A 16,344-nucleotide genomic window follows, 5' to 3' on the forward strand; every position below is an offset into this window, starting at 1 on the left:
CGTAGCGGCGAAATGAGTCCTCGCCCCCGCGACAGCTGTCAGTCCATGGAAAAGTGGGCATTGATATCCATCCCGCCGTTGTATGCATTGCCAACATCGGCAACACGGCGCTCGATCAGGCGATCCGATCCGCCTTCGGCAACCCTGCGACGCTCGATCAGGCGATCCGATCCACCTTCGGCAACACTGCGGCGCTCGATCAGGCGATCCGATCCACCTTCGGCAACACTGCGGCGCTCGATCAGGCGATCCGATCCGCCTTCGGCAACCCTGCGACGCTCGATCAGGCGATCCGATCCACCTTCGGCAACACTGCGGCGCTCGATCAGACGATCCGATCCGCCTTCGGCAACACTGCGACGCTCGATCAGACGATCCGATCCGCCTTCGGCAACACTGCGGCGCTCGATCAGACGATCCGATCCGCCTTCGGCAACACTGCGGCGCTCGATCAGGCGATCCGATCCGCCTTCGGCGACACGAGTTGGCGCCGATCTGGCGCGATGTTGTTGCACCGGTGGGTCACGATCATCCGGTGCATTATTTTCCCGGCCGACGGCAATATTTTGTTCGGCGTACCCTTCGGAGGCGATAGCTTGGGTAGCGATCAAACCCGTCGCGGCAAGAAAGGCGATGGCCAGACCCAATTCGGAAGTTTTCATTATATTCACCCTGATTAGTCAGTAGGCTCAATTCATAAATAACCTTAAGTTTGCGAGGCGCTATTTATGTAGTTGAACGGGTAACGTGTGAAAAGCTGGTTTCGTTAGAGCCATTCAAATAGTAAAGGAATGAACAGAGACGTCACTTATGCCTACGGTCTCTGCGCAGGCATCTTCGTATAAGTTGCTCATCCCTTGGTATGGCCTGTGGCGGGATGAGCGTACTTGAGTCGTTCAAACGATTAAAACAGTAGCACCGGTAGTGCGGCGTTCTTCAAGGTCTCTGTGGGCGTCTACTAGTTGATCGAATGGATAAACCCGCCCAGGCTCAACATTGATTATTCCCGTCGTAATTGCGTTAAACAGGTCTTGCGCCGCGACCGCCAACTGTTCGGCTGTTGCCACGTACACGGGCAATACCGGCCAGGTCAGGTTCAGCGAACGCGGTGCGAGGTCGAACGGGTTGATCAACGGAGGGTTGCCGGAGGCCTTGCCAAATACCACAAGCGTTCCCCTCGGCTGCAGCACCGACAACGAGTCGACAAAAGTGTCCTTGCCCACGGAGTCGAATACGGCTTTCACGCCGACATTATTGGTGAGCTCCATGACGCGATGGGCGAAGTTTTCCGTGCGGTAGTTGATGACATGCGAACAGCCTGCCGCTAAAGCAATAGCCATCTTTTCATCCGAAGACACCGTACCGATCACCCGTATACCGAGCGCCTTTGCCCACTGGGTGAACAACTGCCCGACGCCGCCTGCCGCGGCATGATAAAGCACGGTATCGCCCGCCTTGAGGTTGACGGTTTCCTTGAGCAGGTAACGTGCGGTCAGGCCCTTCAGGAAGCTGGACGCTGCTTGTTTGTCGCTGATGTCATCCGGAACGATTGCCACGCGATCGGCGGGATAAAGGCACAGCGTTGAATAGGCGCCATGCACATCGTCCGAATAAACGACCCGGTCTCCAACCTTGATACCCACGACATCGACGCCGACGGCCTCGACGATACCCACCGCTTCATTACCGAGAATGGCTGGGAATGCAGGCACTGGAAATGTCCCGCGTCGGTAATAAACCTCGACGAAATTCAAACCGATGACCGTGTTGCGGATCAATACCTGAGTGGGGCCGGGCTCCGCTACTTCGATGTTTTCAAATACCAGTACTTCAGGCGGACCGTAAGCATGGATGCGAGCTGCTCTTGCACGATGAGTCATGTTGGATTCCTTGATGATTGCGAGTGTGTGTCTGCTCGAGTGAGCAGCCAACTCAGGGAGTCAGGTATTTGTAAGTAGCCAATAGGGGCAAACGAATTATAGGGCTTGGCGCTGAGGCGACAATCATCCTGACAGTGCACAGACTGTGTAATGAAATTGGACAATCGTCGGTTGAATGGATTTACGGGTGTGTCAGTACTTGTGAGTCGCTAGAGTAAGTGTGTTTTTTTCTGAGGATTAATACCTTCATATAGTGTGACTATACTTAGTTAGTCATTAGTTTTTTCGTTTCTCTGGCATTCTGCTTGGAATATCACAGGGCGAATAGGCTTTTACAATCCTTGCGATAACTATCTTATTTTCGAGGGTTGTTGGATGGTCGATAAGTGGGCAGTCAGCCCTTACGAAAGGGCGGTACAAAACGCGCCGCATAAATGGGCTATCTGGGTGCCTGTGCTGGTGACCGCCGTATACCCTTATTTCCTGAATGCCTTCCACGCGCAGGTCATGTCGGTTGAACCGGGCTCGACGATGCCGCTGGGTTCCATGCTTCTGGCCATTGCCTTGATGGTGGCCGTTTTCGCGGTGCCGGCCATGGGGTTTGCCTTGGCGTGCCAACGCATTACGCGTCAACAGAACGCGGCAGCACAGCTCAGAGCAAGACGCTTGGCACTCTTCATCATGTGCGCGCCGACGCTGTACTGTTTTGTCGGTGTCAATCTGATCATGTTGGGCAGCCCAGTGCCGGATGAGTGGTTCTGGGCGGCGTCCTGGATAGGGCTGGGAGTTTATCTCAGTAGAGACGGTGGCAAGAACGAGCAGCCAATCAAGCCCATTCGTTCCATGCCGGCACTGCGAGTGGCCCACGGCATTGCCGGGGTGATCGTGTTGTTGTTCGTGGTCTTTCACTTGTTCAATCATTTGTTCGGCCTGGCCGGACCGGACGTTCACGCGAAGGTCATGGAGCTGGGACGCACCGTTTATCGTTCATCCTTTGTCGAACCGATCCTGGTCGTTGCTCTGCTGTTTCAGGTGGTCAGCGGCCTGCGCCTTGCCTGGAACTGGAGCTCGGTCGGTGGCGACAACTATCGTATTTTCCAAGTGGGCTCCGGGGTGTTCCTGTCCATCTTCATCCTGGGCCACCTCAACGCCGTGTTTGTATTTGCAAGAACCTACGCCGGAATTGAAACGGGCTGGGACTTTGCGTCCGGTGATCCGGTGGGAATGATTCATGACCCTTGGGGCATTCGTTTGCTGCCGCATTATGCAATTGGCGTGTTCTTTATCATTGCTCACCTGTTTTCAGGGCTCAGGGTGGTGATGCTGGCGCACGGCGTTTCCCTGTCTAAAGCCAATATCTGTTGGTGGAGTGGCGCCGTTATCGGCGTGCTGACCAGCCTGTCGATCATGTTAGGCATCACGGGGCTGCGACTGTCCTGACGCGCTGTTCTGACTATCAGGTGAACCCGCTTTGACAATCGATACGGATGGATTCGAGCTGCTGACAGTCTTCGTTTGCGTGGCTGATTCGCGCGGTTTTACCGCGGCAGCGGTCATGATGGGCGTGAGCAAATCAGCGATCAGTCACGCCATCCGCCAGTTGGAAAAACGGGCCGGCGTTCGACTGTTCAACCGAACGACGCGCAGCGTGGGCCTGACCGAGGCCGGTGAAGTGTTCTATCGAAAGGTTGCGCCGCTGGTGCTTGAGCTGAAAAGCGCCTTTTCAGATTTGGCTGAGGTCGCGGCGAACCCTTCAGGTACGCTGCGGTTGACCATGTCACGCAGCGCCTATGTGATGTTTCTGGAACCGTTGGTGCCCAGGTTCCTGGCGGCCTATCCAGACATCAATCTGGATATCGCCATCGAAAGTCGTGTGGTCGATATCGTCAATGACGGTTTCGATGCCGGCATAAGAGTGAACAAAATGCTGGAACAGGACATGGTGACCGTTCCTTTGGGCGCCGATATCCAGATGGCTGTGGTGGCATCGCCCGCCTATGTCAACGCTCACGGCATACCGAAGGTTCCGGCAGAACTTCTGGACCATGATTGCGTCCGCTACAACAGCGCCGTGACCGGTGCCTGCGAGCGGTGGACGTTTTCATGCGAGGGGCAGGATGTCGAGATCGAGACAAGAGGGCGCATTTCCAGCAACGACGGGATGACCTTGCTCGGCGCTGCGCTTGATGGCTGTGGTTTTGTCTATGTGTATGACCGCTATGTTCAGGACTACCTTGCCAATGGCCGCCTGGTCAGGGTGCTGGAGGACTGGAGCCCCAGGCGCAGTTTGTCACTTTACTATTTCAGCCGCAGCGCCATGCCGCCAAAGCTGCGCGTGTTCATTGATTTTTTAAAGCAGCATGAAGGGGGGGCAGAGAAACCATTCAGGCATTGAGGGCCATGAGCGATGCAGGTTTCAACGCCACCCGTCAGAACGAGCGTGTTCAAGAAAAAGAGGCGCTTTATCGATTAGCTCGCATCACTTCAAGGTTGAATTAATTGTCAAACATTCCAATCATTTCGATCGTTGATGACGACGACACTGTTCGTACCTCACTGGACAGCCTGGTGAGGTCGATGGGGTATGCCTGTCGTACTTTTTCATGTGCCGAAGAGTTTCTGGCTTGCAAGGCGCTGGATTTAACGGCGTGCCTTATTTCGGATATCCGGATGCCCGGCATGAACGGCATTCAATTGGTTGAAGCACTGCAAGCGCGTGCGATGCGTTTCCCGGTCATCTTCATCACTGCCAGCGTGGGAGAGAGTACGGAAATCAGGGCGCGGGAATTGGGTGCGCGGGGTTATTTCAGGAAGCCCTTCAATGGTGAGCAACTGATGGCTCATGTGCACGACGTCCTCAATATAAAAAAGGCTGACTAACGTCGATCCGACGCGCCGTACGCAAAAAAGCCCGCCACAAAAAGTGACGGGTTTTGGGGCAATCACCGTCAGTGCCGGGATGAGTTCGCGCCGTGGGGGATGCCCTTTATCGTACTCACGCCCGTGCACCACTCGCCTGCAGGCTTACTGTTGCGGCTTCGACTTGGCTCCTTCATTCCCTGAACCACTCGAACCAGCGGCGTCTTTTTCTATCTCATGCGATTCCGCGCCGGAATTGGAACCCGATGCTTCCTCGCCCTTTTTGTCAGCCTTTTCTGCATTCGACTCGCCTTGGTTGAGCCCGGGAAGTGCGCTGGGTGGGAGGGTGGCGTCTTCCGTGGTTTTCTCGGTTGCGAGCGAGTAGAGCGGGCAGATCGAGACAAGTCCGGCGAGCATGAGAGGAGCAATTTTGCTGTTCATCGTTTGCACCTGCTGTGCGAGTGGATGTACCCATTGGAAAAGCATGGAAGGTGAACGTGCCGAGGTCAGGACGAGCGGTACAGGATGCTCAAGGCGCCGGCTCAAGCGTTTCGAGATTCAGCAGGGTGAAATAGCCCTCCGCCGGCCTCCATCCCGCCGTGTCGATATGAATCACATTGCCAAGCCTGACGGGCACGGGAATGGGACTATGCCCGACCACCAGCGCACGCAGGCCCGCAACGCCCTGTGTTTCCCGCTGTTCGAGGCGGCTGCGGGACCATAGGCAGCGGTTCTGGACTTGCATCAGGCGCTGGCTGCTCTTGGGCGATTGCAGTTCGTTTCGCAGTTGAGCCCATGATGGAAACGGACAATCGGCGTGCACGATGCCGATCAGGCCCTGGGCGGTTTCGACTTCGATTGCGATTGGCAACTCGGCGAACGTCGCGGCGAATGTTTTCTGTTCGGGCAGCGACAGGTGCGTGAACCATAAGCCGCCGTTGAAGATCCAGCTATCGACGGCACAGGTATCGAAGTGAACCACGTAGTCATCATGGTTGCCGCACACGGCGTGGAACCACGGCTTGTCCAGGCAATCGAGCGCGGCGCGGCATTCGGGCCCGCGGTCAATCAGATCGCCAACACTGAACAGGCGATCGACCGAAGGGGTGAACCTGGCGGCATCCAGCGCAGCCTGCAGCCGAGTGAAGTGGCCATGGATGTCGCCAACTGCGAAATCTCGGCCGGCCGTGTTTGCGGCGAAGCGCTTCACCCGCGCCACCGCTGAGATTTCAAACATGACAGTGCCTCATCCTCCAATCGCAGGGCGAGTTCGTTGTCAGTTGAGTTTAGGCGCGTCGGCGCCAATCGTGGGCAAGGGCTTGGGTTGATTAACAGAAAAACCCGGCCATTGCGCCGGGTTCTATCGTCAGGGGACGGCGTTAGTAGCCAGCCGCCTGGGCGAGGTGGTTTTCCGGCGTCACGGTGATGAAGTGCAGTGGAACGTGCGGTTGTTCATCGCTGGTGCGGATTTCGACGCTGCCGACGATTTGAAGATGTCGCTCACTCAGTCCGGTCGACTCTTGCGCCTTTGCCATAGCCATTCTCGCGTGGTTCGCTGCGATTTCATTGAGAGTTGACACGTTACATCTCCGGGGGGACTGACCAAGCATTGATTAGAGGGCCGCCGCGTCAGAATTACGTCGTTCCGGGGCTGCCAAGACGGCTTGTGCAATCCCTAAGCCAGAGAGGGCCGCCTGTTGTGCGCCAGGTTTTCATAGGCGACGAATGGTTGTCGTGCTGCTGGGTTGTCGGCTTCAGCGCGACGGTTTAAACGCGTGGGCAGCGAGGTGATTGCCTTCGTCAAATCCACCGAGGTCTCCATCGCCAAGCTCTGAAGAGCGCGTTCGACATTCAACATCTGCGGCCTCGGCGGATGCCGTTAAGTCCACAAGCGACGAAAATCCAGTGGGAGCGAGGCTTGCCCGCGAAGCACCACCGCGGTTTTTCAGGTATTGCGTGTCATCGTTCTTCGCGGGCAAGCCACGCTCCCACTGGTTCTGTGATCACGTTGAGGTTTTCAGGGGAATATTCGGGCGTAAGATAGAGGCGCTTCTTTCATCAGACGGTGCCCACGCAACCTGTCGATCAAGCGGGCCTAAGCGCTCGCTGACAAGATCCTGGAAACCAGGAAATAACCAAGGAACTCAAGGGGCCGAGGCGCCACTTGTTCGAAAACATGCAAGCACCTACCTACCAACTGCTGGAAGTCGCCCACGGCAAACCGATCAAGCTCTGGACCGAAGGCGTCCCGGTCGAAAACGAAGCCAGGCAACAATTGATCAACACCGCAAAGATGCCGTTCATCTTCAAGCACCTGGCGGTGATGCCTGACGTGCACCTGGGCAAAGGCTCGACGATTGGCAGTGTGATTCCGACGGTGGGTGCGATCATTCCCGCCGCTGTCGGCGTGGACATTGGCTGCGGCATGATCGCCGCGCGCACATCGCTGACCGCCGCTGACTTGCCGGATAACCTGCATGGATTGCGCTGCGCAATCGAAAAAGCCGTGCCCCATGGCCGCACAGTCGGGCGTGGCGTGCGGGACAAAGGGGCTTGGGATAGCGTTCCGAAACAGGCCGATCAGGCTTGGGCCGCACTGAACCCGCGGTTCAAGGCGATCACCGACAAATACCCGAAGCTCGCCAACACCAACAATCGCGGGCACTTGGGCACGCTGGGCAGCGGTAACCACTTCATCGAGGTGTGCCTGGATGAAACCAACCGCGTCTGGTTCATGCTGCACAGCGGTTCACGCGGGGTTGGCAACGCCATCGGCAACCTGTTCATTCAACTGGCTCAGGCCGACATGCGCCAGCACCTCGCCAACCTGCCGGACCGTGATCTGGCCTATTTCGAAGAAGGCAGCCGGCATTTTGATGATTACGTCGAAGCCGTCGGTTGGGCCCAGGATTTCGCCAGACAGAACCGGGCCTTGATGATGCACGCGGTGATTCAGGCCACACGTAAAGTGATCAGCAAGCCGTTCGAAGTCGCTCTGGAAGCGGTCAACTGCCACCACAACTATGTGCAGAAAGAACGGCACTTTGGCCAGGATATTCTGGTCACCCGCAAGGGCGCGGTGTCGGCGCAGAAGGGCGAGTTGGGGATCATCCCAGGCTCGATGGGCGCGAAAAGTTTCATCGTTCGCGGGCTCGGCAACGAGCAATCGTTCTGTTCCTGCAGCCACGGCGCCGGCCGCGTCATGAGCCGCACCAAAGCGAAAAGCCTGTTCACCGTCGAAGATCAGGTCCGCGCCACCGCCCACGTCGAGTGCCGCAAAGATGCATCGGTGATCGATGAAATCCCCATGGCCTACAAAAACATCGACCACGTCATGCACGCCCAGCGCGAACTGGTGGAAGTGCTGCACACCTTGCGTCAGGTGGTGTGCGTGAAGGGATAGGCGCTACTGCGCCAGCCCAACCTTTCCTGATCGGGCTGTTGGATGTCTGGAACTCGTCACTGATCCTTTTCGCAATTCACCATCCACGACACACCGAACCGGTCCACCAGCATTCCGAAGCGTGCCGCCCAGAAAGTCTCTTCCAGTGGCATTTGCACCTTGCCGTCTTCTGATAACGCGTCGAACACACGTTGCGCTTCGGCAATGCTGTCGACGTTCAGCGAGACCGAGCAACCGCTCATGTCATCCGTGGGGCGATCCGGTGTGGTGTCCGAACCCATGATCGCCTGATCACCCACGGCCAGACGGGTATGGATGATCAGGTTGTGCAAGTCTGCGGGGAAGTGTTCGCGCGCCGGGCTTTCGCCGAAGGTCATCATCATTTCGATCTGGCCTGGCAGGGCTTGCTCATAGAAGGTGAAGGCGGCTTTGCAGTCGCCGTTGAAGATGAGGTAGGGATTGATTTTCATGTTTTGCTCCCGGTAACCGTGGGTCTGGAGACCCACATTGGCCTTTGAATGGACTCCAAGTAGCAAAGCGTTAGACGTGGAATCGTGCCGGGTTTGTTTAGACGTTTTTTCTATGGAAGAAGCGAGGCTTATTGCTTGAACACTCAGGCCGCCGCACGCGTGGCGGGCGATGGGCGCAGCAGACGCTCGACGGCGCCGATCACCAGGCTTTCCAGCAACTCATCGCGCTGCGCTTCCTCCAGCGGATGATGTGCCAGCCAGCCGGGGGCGCTGTTGAGCAAGTTGGCGATGGCGTGTCCGGCGGCGATCAAACCCTGTTCGCCGAGGCGGGACGGGGCGCCGAGCATCTTCAATAGCGTGCGCTCGTATTGCTCGCGCAACTGTCGAACACGCGCTTGCTGCTCGGCGTTCAGGCAGCCGCTGTCGCGCTCCGCCAGGCGAAAATGCCACGGCATTTCCCGGTGCAGATTCAAATGCGCGCGGATCAGGTTGGGCAGTTTGTCGCGTTTCGCCGAGCCTTTTTGGTCGATGCGCCCCAGGGTCGACAGCAGTTCTTCGTAGAACTCCTCGATCAGGTCGAGCAGCAAGTGCTGCTTGCTCGGGTAATGGTGATACAACGAGCCCGGGGACAGCCCCAGGCACGTTGCCAGCTCACGCATGCCGACCTGCCCGAACCCCTTGCTGGCGAACAACTCCAGCACGATGTCCCGGTACTCGGCGAAGCGCGAGCAACGCTCAGGCATAGGCATGGAAGCCACGTCCTGTCTTGCGTCCCAGGTAGCCGGCGGCGACCATTTCCTTGAGCAGCGGAGCGGGGCGGTATTTGCTGTCGTTGAAGCCGTCGTAGAAGGCTTCGAGAATGGCCAGCACGGTGTCCAGGCCGATCAGGTCGGCCAACGCCAGCGGACCGATCGGCTGGTTGCAGCCCAGGCGCATGCCGGCGTCGATGTCGTCGGCGCTGGCCAGGCCTTCCTGGAACACCAGAATCGCTTCGTTGATCATCGGCACCAGAATCCGGTTGACCACGAACCCCGGACGGTTGCCGGCGGTGATCGCGGTTTTGCCGAGGGTGGTGGCCATGTCCAACGCCAGGGCGTGGGTCGCGTCGCTGGTTTGCAGGCCGCGAATCACTTCGATCAGGCCCATCACCGGCACCGGGTTGAAGAAGTGCAGGCCGATGAAACGCTCAGGCTGGCTGACGCTGGCGGCCAGTTGAGTAATCGACAGCGACGAGGTGTTGGAGGCAATCACGCACTCGGCGCTGACCTGCGCGACGATCTGTTGCAGCACGCGCAGTTTCAGGTCGAGGTTTTCGGTGGCGGCTTCGATCACCAGCTGCACGTTGTGCAGGCTGCTGTAATCGGTGCTGGTGCGGATCCTGGCGAGGGCGTCGAGCTTTTGCGCTTCGGTCAGGGTTTCCTTGGCAATCTGCCGGTCGAGGTTTTTGCCAACGGTGGCCAGGGCTTTTTGCAGCGCGCTCTCGGAGATGTCGATCAAGGTCACGTTGAAGCCGGCCACTGCGCAGACTTGCGCAATGCCGTTGCCCATGGTGCCCGCGCCGATCACGCCGATGTTTTGCAGATTCATGTTCCGTCCTTCCGATCAAACCCTGCGATACCTTGGCCGACGTAACGGCCGAAGGCGTACTATTGGCCGCGAGTCTAGAACCGGCAGGGCGGTTGTCCTATGCCGCAACTGTTCAACGGTGCTGGTGTTTTTTGCCAGTCGGGCGATGGGGAGAGAAGCGTTCAAATGCGGGAAAAGGACTCAGTGGCGGCCTACTTCGTGCAGGCGATGATCCATGGGCAGGGGGACAATCCGCAGCGTTCGCGAGCTGCGCTGGAAGAGGCGGGCATCGACCCGGCATTGATCGAGCAGCCGACCGCCCGCGTGCCGGCGAGCGCGTTTGCTGCGCTATGGCTGATTCAGATCCGCGAATTGAACGATGAGTTCTTCCGACTCGACTCCCACGGCATGCCCCCCGGCAGCTTCGCGCTGATCTGCCGCGCCTTGATCCAGGAACCCGACCTGCACAAAGCCATGCGCCAGTGCCTGGCCAACTTCGCGCTGTTCCTGCGCGACTTTCGCGGCACCCTGACGGTGCGCGGCAAACGCGCGATCATCAGCCTGGACAGCCACGCGCAAAACGAAGACGCCAGCCGTTTCGGTGAAGAGACGTTCCTGGTGTTGATGATCAGCCTGCTGTGCTGGCTGGGCGGGCGGCGCATCCCGATCGACCGCGCGGACTTTCGCCACGAGCGCGTGTCCCTCAGCGACGACCGACTGCTCTGGGGCACCAACCTGACCTTCGGCGCCGAACGCACCGAAATCGAATTCGCCAGCCACTACCTGCGCCTGCCGGTGGTCCAGGACCTGGCTTCACTGAAAGTGTTCCTGCGCACGGCACCGCAATGGCTGGTGATCCGCTTCCGCAACCAGCATGGCCTGGCATCACAAGTCCATCAGCGCCTGCGCAACAGCCATTACAGCCAATGGCCGACCTTGCAGGCGTTCGCCCTGGAACAACACCTGAGCCCCAGCACCTTCCGCCGCAAACTGGAGCGGGAAGGCTGTTCGTATCAGGAGATCAAGGATGAAGTGCGGCGCGGGGTGGCGTTTGAGCAGCTGCGTGAGAGCCGGGCGAGTATCAGTGACATTGCTGAGCAGCTGGGGTTTCAGGAACCGAGCGCGTTTCATCGGGCGTTCAAGAAGTGGACGGGGGAGAGTCCTGGACGGTATCGGGCGCGGTTTCAGGATTCCCAGTGAGCGTTTTGAACGGGCATTTTGTGAGCCATCTGACTCGGTTGTTTAACCATGAAACGGGGCTTGTTTAAAACCCGTCAAGGTTACGTCCTGAAAGCTACAAAACCTTGCGCCGTTGCCTACGGCTGCGCCAGAATCCGCCGGCTTGTGCGGTTTGACCCCGGACTCTATCGTTTCCCTGCCACTGCTCATCAGTGGTCGGGTTTAGTCGCCCGTTGTAGTCAAGTCGCACGATGTCTCTATCAGTCGGGTATCTCATCCTGCTCCTGATGGTGGCTGTGCGCAGGGCGCCTTCGGGCGCGCCGATTTCTTGGCTCATCGGTCGACTAACCTGTGCACAGCTGCCTCCATTTCGTTTAGTCGCGAACGGGTTGCAGCCTCACTCTTAGATGAGGTTAGAGCCAATGTTCAAGGTAACACCCAACCCACCGGACACCGATCCGGTCTCTCCCTACGAACCTGATTCAAAGAAGCTCAACGAAGCCGCCGAGCGCGCGCTCGACTTCCACTTCCCGTCGAATGCCGACATCAAGGCCACCCCGCGAATACGCAGCAGCCTGTTTTCCGTGGACCCCGAAGCCACGGCCGAAACGCTGGCGGTGTATCTGGTTGAGACGCTGGCCTCGGTCGATGTGATGGTCCATCAGTTGGTGGATCATCTGGAGGGTGAGTCGCGTTATGCGCTGTTGGGTATTTCCAACAGCATCATGACGGCGGAGATTACGGCGAACCGGGTATTGGATAGGATTGATCTGTCCAAGTAGGTGCGGTTTGCCGGGGTGAGTGGCAACTGATGTTGGGGTGTGCAGCGGTGCCTTTTTTGGGGCCGCTGCGCGACCCAGCGGGAGCAAGCGCCCTCGCCACAGGTGTTTCTCGCCTGTGGAATTTCTGGCTGAAGTACCATGACGTCTTTGTAGTGTTCAGCGACTTCCTTTGCCGAGTTCATCAATCCATGCCTGCGGCACTTTCCCGTTTCACCTCATTACTCGACCAGGCCCGGCGCGCCTTGCTGCTGGTCTGGGGCACTTCTCGTGGGCTGTTTCTCGGCCTCGTGCTGGCGACCCTGATCGCTGGTGTCCTTCCGGCGCTGGCCGCGTGGCTGGGCCAGCGCATCGTTGACGCAGTGGTTTTCGCCATGCAATTGCACGCGCAGCAGGGCAGTGCGCCGTTGTGGCCGGTGGTGCGTTACGTGTTGTTCGAGGCTGGCGTGCTGGCGTTGTTGTCCGGGACGCAGCGGGCGTTGTCGGTTCAGCAGTCGTTGTTGCGGGTGCAGTTGGGGCAGAAGGTCAACACGATGATTCTGGAGAAGGCCCAGACGTTGTCGCTGGTGCAGTTCGAGAATTCCGAGTTTTACGACAAGTTGGTGCGGGTGCGGCGCGAGGCGTCGACCCGGCCTTTGGCGTTGGTGATGAAGTCGTTGGGGCTGGTCCAGAACCTGATCGTGTTGATCAGCTTCGGCGTGTTGCTGGTGCATTTTTCGCCTTGGGCACTGGTGTTGCTGGTGGTGGGTGCGTTGCCGGTGTTTTTCGCCGAGGCGCATTTTTCCGGGGATGCGTTCCGGCTGTTCACGCGGCGGGCGCCGGAGAGTCGGCAGCAGAACTACATCGAGACGCTGCTCTCCCACGAGGGCTACATCAAAGAGGTCAAGCTGTTCGGCTTCGCGCCGCTGCTGTTGAAGCGCTATCGCGAGACGTTTGCTCGCCTGTATGCCGAAGACCGGCGGCTGACCTTGCGCCGCGATGGCTGGGGATTTGTGCTGGGGTTGCTCGGCACGGGGGCGTTTTACCTCGCCTATGCGTGGGTGGTGGTCGATACCGTCCACGGCCAGATCAGCCTCGGGCAGATGACCATGTACCTGGTGCTGTTCAAGCAGGGGCAAACGGCGGTGAGCAACAGTTTGAGCGCCATCAGCGGCCTCTACGAGGATGGACTTTACCTGTCGAGCCTCTACGAATACCTCGCCGAGCCGGTGGTGGCCGATGCCGGGCATCTCACGGTGGGCGCCGTGCCCGGCGATGGTTTGCGATTCGAGAACGTTGGTTTTCGTTATCCGGGGGCGAGCCGCGCGGCCCTTGAAGGCATCGACTTGCACCTGGTGCCGGGGCGCAGCCTGGCGCTGGTGGGGGAGAACGGTTCGGGCAAGACCACGCTGATCAAGTTGCTGACCCGTCTGTATCGCCCCAATCACGGGCGCATTCTGCTCGACGGCAGCGATTTGCAGGCCTGGGAAGAAGACGCGCTACGCCGGCGCATCGGCGTGATTTTTCAGGATTACATCCGCTATCAGTTTTCCGTCGGCGAGAACATCGGCGTTGGCGATACGTTGGCGTTCAACGATGAGCAACGCTGGAAGGAAGCGGCCACCGAAGGCATGGCCGCGCCGTTCATCGAGGGGCTGGATCGAGGCTACGCCACTCAACTGGGCCGCTGGTTTGCCGGTGGCCAGGAGTTGTCCGGAGGGCAGTGGCAGAAGATTGCCTTGTCTCGCGCTTACATGCGCCGTAACGCGGACATCCTGATTCTGGACGAGCCGACCTCGGCACTCGACCCGGCAGCGGAAGCGGCGGTGTTCGAGCATTTCAGCCAGCACACCGAAGGCCGCATGACGCTGCTGATCTCGCACCGGTTTTCCAGCGTGCGCAACGCCGACCACATCATCGTGCTGGATCAGGGGGCGATCCTTGAGCGCGGCGATCACGGCAGTCTGGTGGCGGCGGGCGGGCGCTATGCGCAGCTGTTCAACCTGCAAGCCCGGGGTTACCGCTAGGCCCGGCGATCTGCGGTGGTTTTGCTTTCATCAGGCCTTCGAGTGCCTGGCGGTATTGGCTGCCACCCCGGCTCATGCTGTTGTTGTGCGTGCCGCCGGGGATCAACAGCAGACGCTTGGGTTCGCTGGCGGCGTTGAACAGCTGCTGGCTGAACCGCGAGGGCATGAACGGGTCGGCCAGGCCATGCACCACCAGGAGCGGCATGTCGATGTCGACGATCTTGTCGATGGAATCGAATTTCTGCGACAGCAGCCAGCGCACCGGCAACCATTTCACCGGCAGGTTGCTGTCGGCCACTTGCGCCACGGCATCGCCTAGCGAGGTGAACGTGGACTCGATCACCAGACCGCGCACCGGTATCGGGTCGCGTTGTTTTTTCGCCTGCGCCGCCAGGTCTGCCGCGAGGTCGATGGCGACCGCGCCGCCCAGTGAATGGCCATAGATCAGGCGCTTGTTGGCGTCCGGTTGCATCGTCTTGAAGCGCTCCCAGGCGACGCGGGCGTCCTCGTAGACACTGGCTTCCGACGGCAGGTCCCCCTTGCTCTGGCCGAAGCCGCGGTAGTCGATGGCCAGCACCGAATAACCCATCGCCCGCAATTGCTCGATGCGGAACGCCTGACCGGTCAGGTTCCAGCGCACGCCATGCAAATACAGGATCGACGGCGCATCGCGGCGCGCGGCCGGCCACCACCAGGCATGCAGGTTTTGCCCGTCCTTGAAGCTGGCAGGCTTGATATCGAATTCCTGGACGTCTGTTGGTAAACCGCGATACCAGCCGGCGGTGCCCGGCTCGATGCGGAACAACAGCTCACGCTCTTTGTATTTGAGTGCGCCGCACCCGACGGGCAAGCCGACGACCAGCGTGGCCATGCACAGCCAGGGCAGCCAGCGGCGGCTTATGCGGCTCATCAGGTTTGAAAACATGCAGGCGGCCTGAGGGTGAAAAGGAAAGTTCGGGTTTTAACAGATGCGTGGGGGAGGTGGGGATAAATTCGACAGTCGTATGAAGGGCACGGATCAGTCGGTGATGCGTAGGGCCCCATCGCGAGCAGGCTCACTCCTACAGGGGAACGCATTCCAATGTGTAAGCGAGCCTGCTCGCGATGGCGCCCCTTCTGCCCACGCATCTCGCAAAGCCATTCGTCTTTGCCTCAAACCCCGCTCAACAAAAAGATTGAATAATCACACAAAATGTTATTTAAATAACAAAACAACAACGTCCAGCGTCAGTCTGGCAAGCCGGATCAAGGTGGGATAGCAATGAGCAAGATCGCAGTCATCGGCAGCAATATGGTGGATCTGATCACCTACATCGACCGCATGCCGGCCCAGGGTGAGACGCTCGAAGCGCCGGGGTTTGCCCTCGGGTGCGGCGGCAAGGGCGCCAATCAGGCGGTTGCCGCGGCGAAGCTCGGGGCGGATGTGCTGATGCTCACCAAGGTCGGCGATGACATGTTTGCCGACAACACCCTGGCCAATTTCCAGCGTTTTGGCATCGACACCCGTTACGTGCAGCGCGTGCCCGGCGTGTCCAGCGGTGTGGCGCCGATCTTCGTCCAGGCCGACTCGCACAACAGCATCCTCATCGTCAAAGGCGCCAACGCGCACCTGGTCCCGGCGGATATCGACGGGGCGGCCCAGGCGTTGTGCGAGTGCTCGCTGATCGTTCTGCAGCTGGAAATCAATGTCGACACCGTTTACCACGCCATCGAATTCGGCCGCGCGCACAACATTCCAGTCTTGCTCAACCCGGCGCCAGCCTTGTCCGGCCTGAGCCGTGAGCATTTGGCGCACCTGGATTTCCTGGTGCCCAACGAATCCGAGCTGGCGCTGATCACCGGCCAGGTCGTGGACTCCCCGGCGTCGGCCCATAAAGCCGCCCAGACCTTGGTCGCCGACGGCATTCGCCACGTCATCGTGACCCTCGGCCAGCAAGGCGCGCTGTACGTCGGCGAGGAAGGCGAGTTCCAGATTCCCGGCCTGTCGGTTGCCGCGCGCGACACCACCGGCGCAGGCGATGCCTTCATCGGTTGCTTCATTCATCACTGGAGCCGCGACCGCGACATCCGCGCCGCCATGATCCAGGCAGTGGCGTATTCCGCCTGCTCGGTCACCGGCCTGGGCACCCAGACCTCCTACCCTGACGCCACTGCATTCGCTGAATTCCAGCGCCAGCCCGGCGCTTGAAATCAAGCTGATTT

The 16,344-nt window shown here is 59.2% G+C and carries 17 protein-coding genes; 8 read left to right on the forward strand and 9 right to left on the reverse strand.

All coding sequences use genetic code 11. The annotated features are described in order from the left end of the window. Positions 1-38: 38 nt before the first annotated feature. Together AB4N91_RS07935 and AB4N91_RS07940 are read right to left on the reverse strand one after the other, a co-directional pair. Positions 39-515, reverse strand: coding sequence for a phage infection protein (locus AB4N91_RS07935; RefSeq protein WP_460112650.1), 477 nt, complete (start codon positions 513-515; stop codon positions 39-41). A 381-nt stretch (positions 516-896) separates the two neighbouring features. Further along, positions 897-1,880 (reverse strand): quinone oxidoreductase family protein, encoded by a 984-nt coding sequence (locus AB4N91_RS07940; RefSeq protein WP_010455799.1) that lies wholly within the window; start codon positions 1,878-1,880, stop codon positions 897-899. A 375-nt stretch (positions 1,881-2,255) separates the two neighbouring features. On the opposite strand from AB4N91_RS07940, the gene AB4N91_RS07945 reads away from it, so the two are divergent. From AB4N91_RS07945 to AB4N91_RS07955, 3 genes are all read left to right on the forward strand, one after another. Then, positions 2,256-3,320 (forward strand): hypothetical protein, encoded by a 1,065-nt coding sequence (locus AB4N91_RS07945; protein ID WP_010455798.1) that lies wholly within the window; start codon positions 2,256-2,258, stop codon positions 3,318-3,320. Between the two features lie 31 nt (positions 3,321-3,351). Next, complete coding sequence (locus AB4N91_RS07950) at positions 3,352-4,275, forward strand: LysR family transcriptional regulator (protein ID WP_010455797.1); 924 nt, start codon at positions 3,352-3,354, stop codon at positions 4,273-4,275. A gap of 104 nt (positions 4,276-4,379) precedes the next feature. Next, positions 4,380-4,760 carry a response regulator transcription factor gene (locus tag AB4N91_RS07955; RefSeq protein ID WP_010455795.1) on the forward strand — a complete coding sequence of 127 codons (381 nt, stop codon included), beginning with the start codon at positions 4,380-4,382 and terminating at the stop codon, positions 4,758-4,760. Between the two features lie 144 nt (positions 4,761-4,904). Here the strand turns inward: AB4N91_RS07955 and AB4N91_RS07960 are convergent, their stop codons facing one another. The 3 genes from AB4N91_RS07960 to AB4N91_RS07970 all read right to left on the reverse strand — a co-directional run bounded on the left by AB4N91_RS07960 (position 4,905) and on the right by AB4N91_RS07970 (position 6,319). Beyond that, the gene (locus AB4N91_RS07960) at positions 4,905-5,180 is read right to left on the reverse strand and encodes a hypothetical protein (protein WP_010455793.1); all 276 of its coding nucleotides are present in this window, start codon (positions 5,178-5,180) and stop codon (positions 4,905-4,907) included. 88 nt (positions 5,181-5,268) lie between these two features. Further along, positions 5,269-5,976 carry a metallophosphoesterase gene (locus AB4N91_RS07965; protein WP_460112274.1) on the reverse strand — a complete coding sequence of 236 codons (708 nt, stop codon included), beginning with the start codon at positions 5,974-5,976 and terminating at the stop codon, positions 5,269-5,271. Positions 5,977-6,118: 142 nt separating this feature from the next. Further along, positions 6,119-6,319 carry a hypothetical protein gene (locus tag AB4N91_RS07970; protein ID WP_077748130.1) on the reverse strand — a complete coding sequence of 67 codons (201 nt, stop codon included), beginning with the start codon at positions 6,317-6,319 and terminating at the stop codon, positions 6,119-6,121. A 596-nt stretch (positions 6,320-6,915) separates the two neighbouring features. Here AB4N91_RS07970 and AB4N91_RS07975 point away from each other — a divergent pair. Continuing rightward, the gene (locus AB4N91_RS07975; RefSeq protein WP_077748153.1) at positions 6,916-8,142 is read left to right on the forward strand and encodes an RtcB family protein; all 1,227 of its coding nucleotides are present in this window, start codon (positions 6,916-6,918) and stop codon (positions 8,140-8,142) included. Between the two features lie 56 nt (positions 8,143-8,198). Here AB4N91_RS07975 and AB4N91_RS07980 read toward each other — a convergent pair whose 3' ends face one another. The 3 genes from AB4N91_RS07980 to AB4N91_RS07990 form a co-directional block, all read right to left on the reverse strand. Next, on the reverse strand, positions 8,199-8,612 hold the full coding sequence (locus AB4N91_RS07980) for a VOC family protein (RefSeq protein ID WP_010455786.1): 414 nt from the start codon (positions 8,610-8,612) through the stop codon (positions 8,199-8,201). Between the two features lie 143 nt (positions 8,613-8,755). Beyond that, the gene (locus AB4N91_RS07985) at positions 8,756-9,361 is read right to left on the reverse strand and encodes a TetR/AcrR family transcriptional regulator (RefSeq protein ID WP_077748131.1); all 606 of its coding nucleotides are present in this window, start codon (positions 9,359-9,361) and stop codon (positions 8,756-8,758) included. Next, positions 9,348-10,199 (reverse strand): 3-hydroxybutyryl-CoA dehydrogenase, encoded by an 852-nt coding sequence (locus AB4N91_RS07990; RefSeq protein WP_077748132.1) that lies wholly within the window; start codon positions 10,197-10,199, stop codon positions 9,348-9,350. Before AB4N91_RS07990 ends, AB4N91_RS07985 begins: the two co-directional genes overlap by 14 nt. Before the next feature lie 165 nt (positions 10,200-10,364). Here AB4N91_RS07990 and AB4N91_RS07995 point away from each other — a divergent pair, with 165 nt between their 5' ends. The 3 genes from AB4N91_RS07995 to AB4N91_RS08005 all read left to right on the forward strand — a co-directional run bounded on the left by AB4N91_RS07995 (position 10,365) and on the right by AB4N91_RS08005 (position 14,142). Next, positions 10,365-11,378, forward strand: a complete 1,014-nt coding sequence (locus tag AB4N91_RS07995; protein WP_460112275.1) for an AraC family transcriptional regulator — start codon at positions 10,365-10,367, stop codon at positions 11,376-11,378. A 401-nt stretch (positions 11,379-11,779) separates the two neighbouring features. Further along, positions 11,780-12,139 carry a DUF6124 family protein gene (locus AB4N91_RS08000; protein ID WP_102595833.1) on the forward strand — a complete coding sequence of 120 codons (360 nt, stop codon included), beginning with the start codon at positions 11,780-11,782 and terminating at the stop codon, positions 12,137-12,139. Between the two features lie 188 nt (positions 12,140-12,327). Beyond that, positions 12,328-14,142 (forward strand): ABC transporter ATP-binding protein, encoded by a 1,815-nt coding sequence (locus AB4N91_RS08005; protein ID WP_154912637.1) that lies wholly within the window; start codon positions 12,328-12,330, stop codon positions 14,140-14,142. Here the strand turns inward: AB4N91_RS08005 and AB4N91_RS08010 are convergent. Continuing rightward, a complete protein-coding gene (locus AB4N91_RS08010; protein ID WP_154912638.1) occupies positions 14,114-15,067 on the reverse strand; it encodes an alpha/beta hydrolase in 954 nt (317 codons plus the stop codon). The genes AB4N91_RS08005 and AB4N91_RS08010 overlap by 29 nt on opposite strands. Positions 15,068-15,403: 336 nt before the next feature. Here AB4N91_RS08010 and rbsK point away from each other — a divergent pair, with 336 nt between their 5' ends. Next, entirely contained in the window at positions 15,404-16,330 is a 927-nt protein-coding gene (gene rbsK, locus AB4N91_RS08015; protein WP_154912639.1) for a ribokinase, read from the forward strand. Positions 16,331-16,344: the final 14 nt, after the last annotated feature.

The organism is Pseudomonas sp. H3_D04, assembly GCF_054669175.1.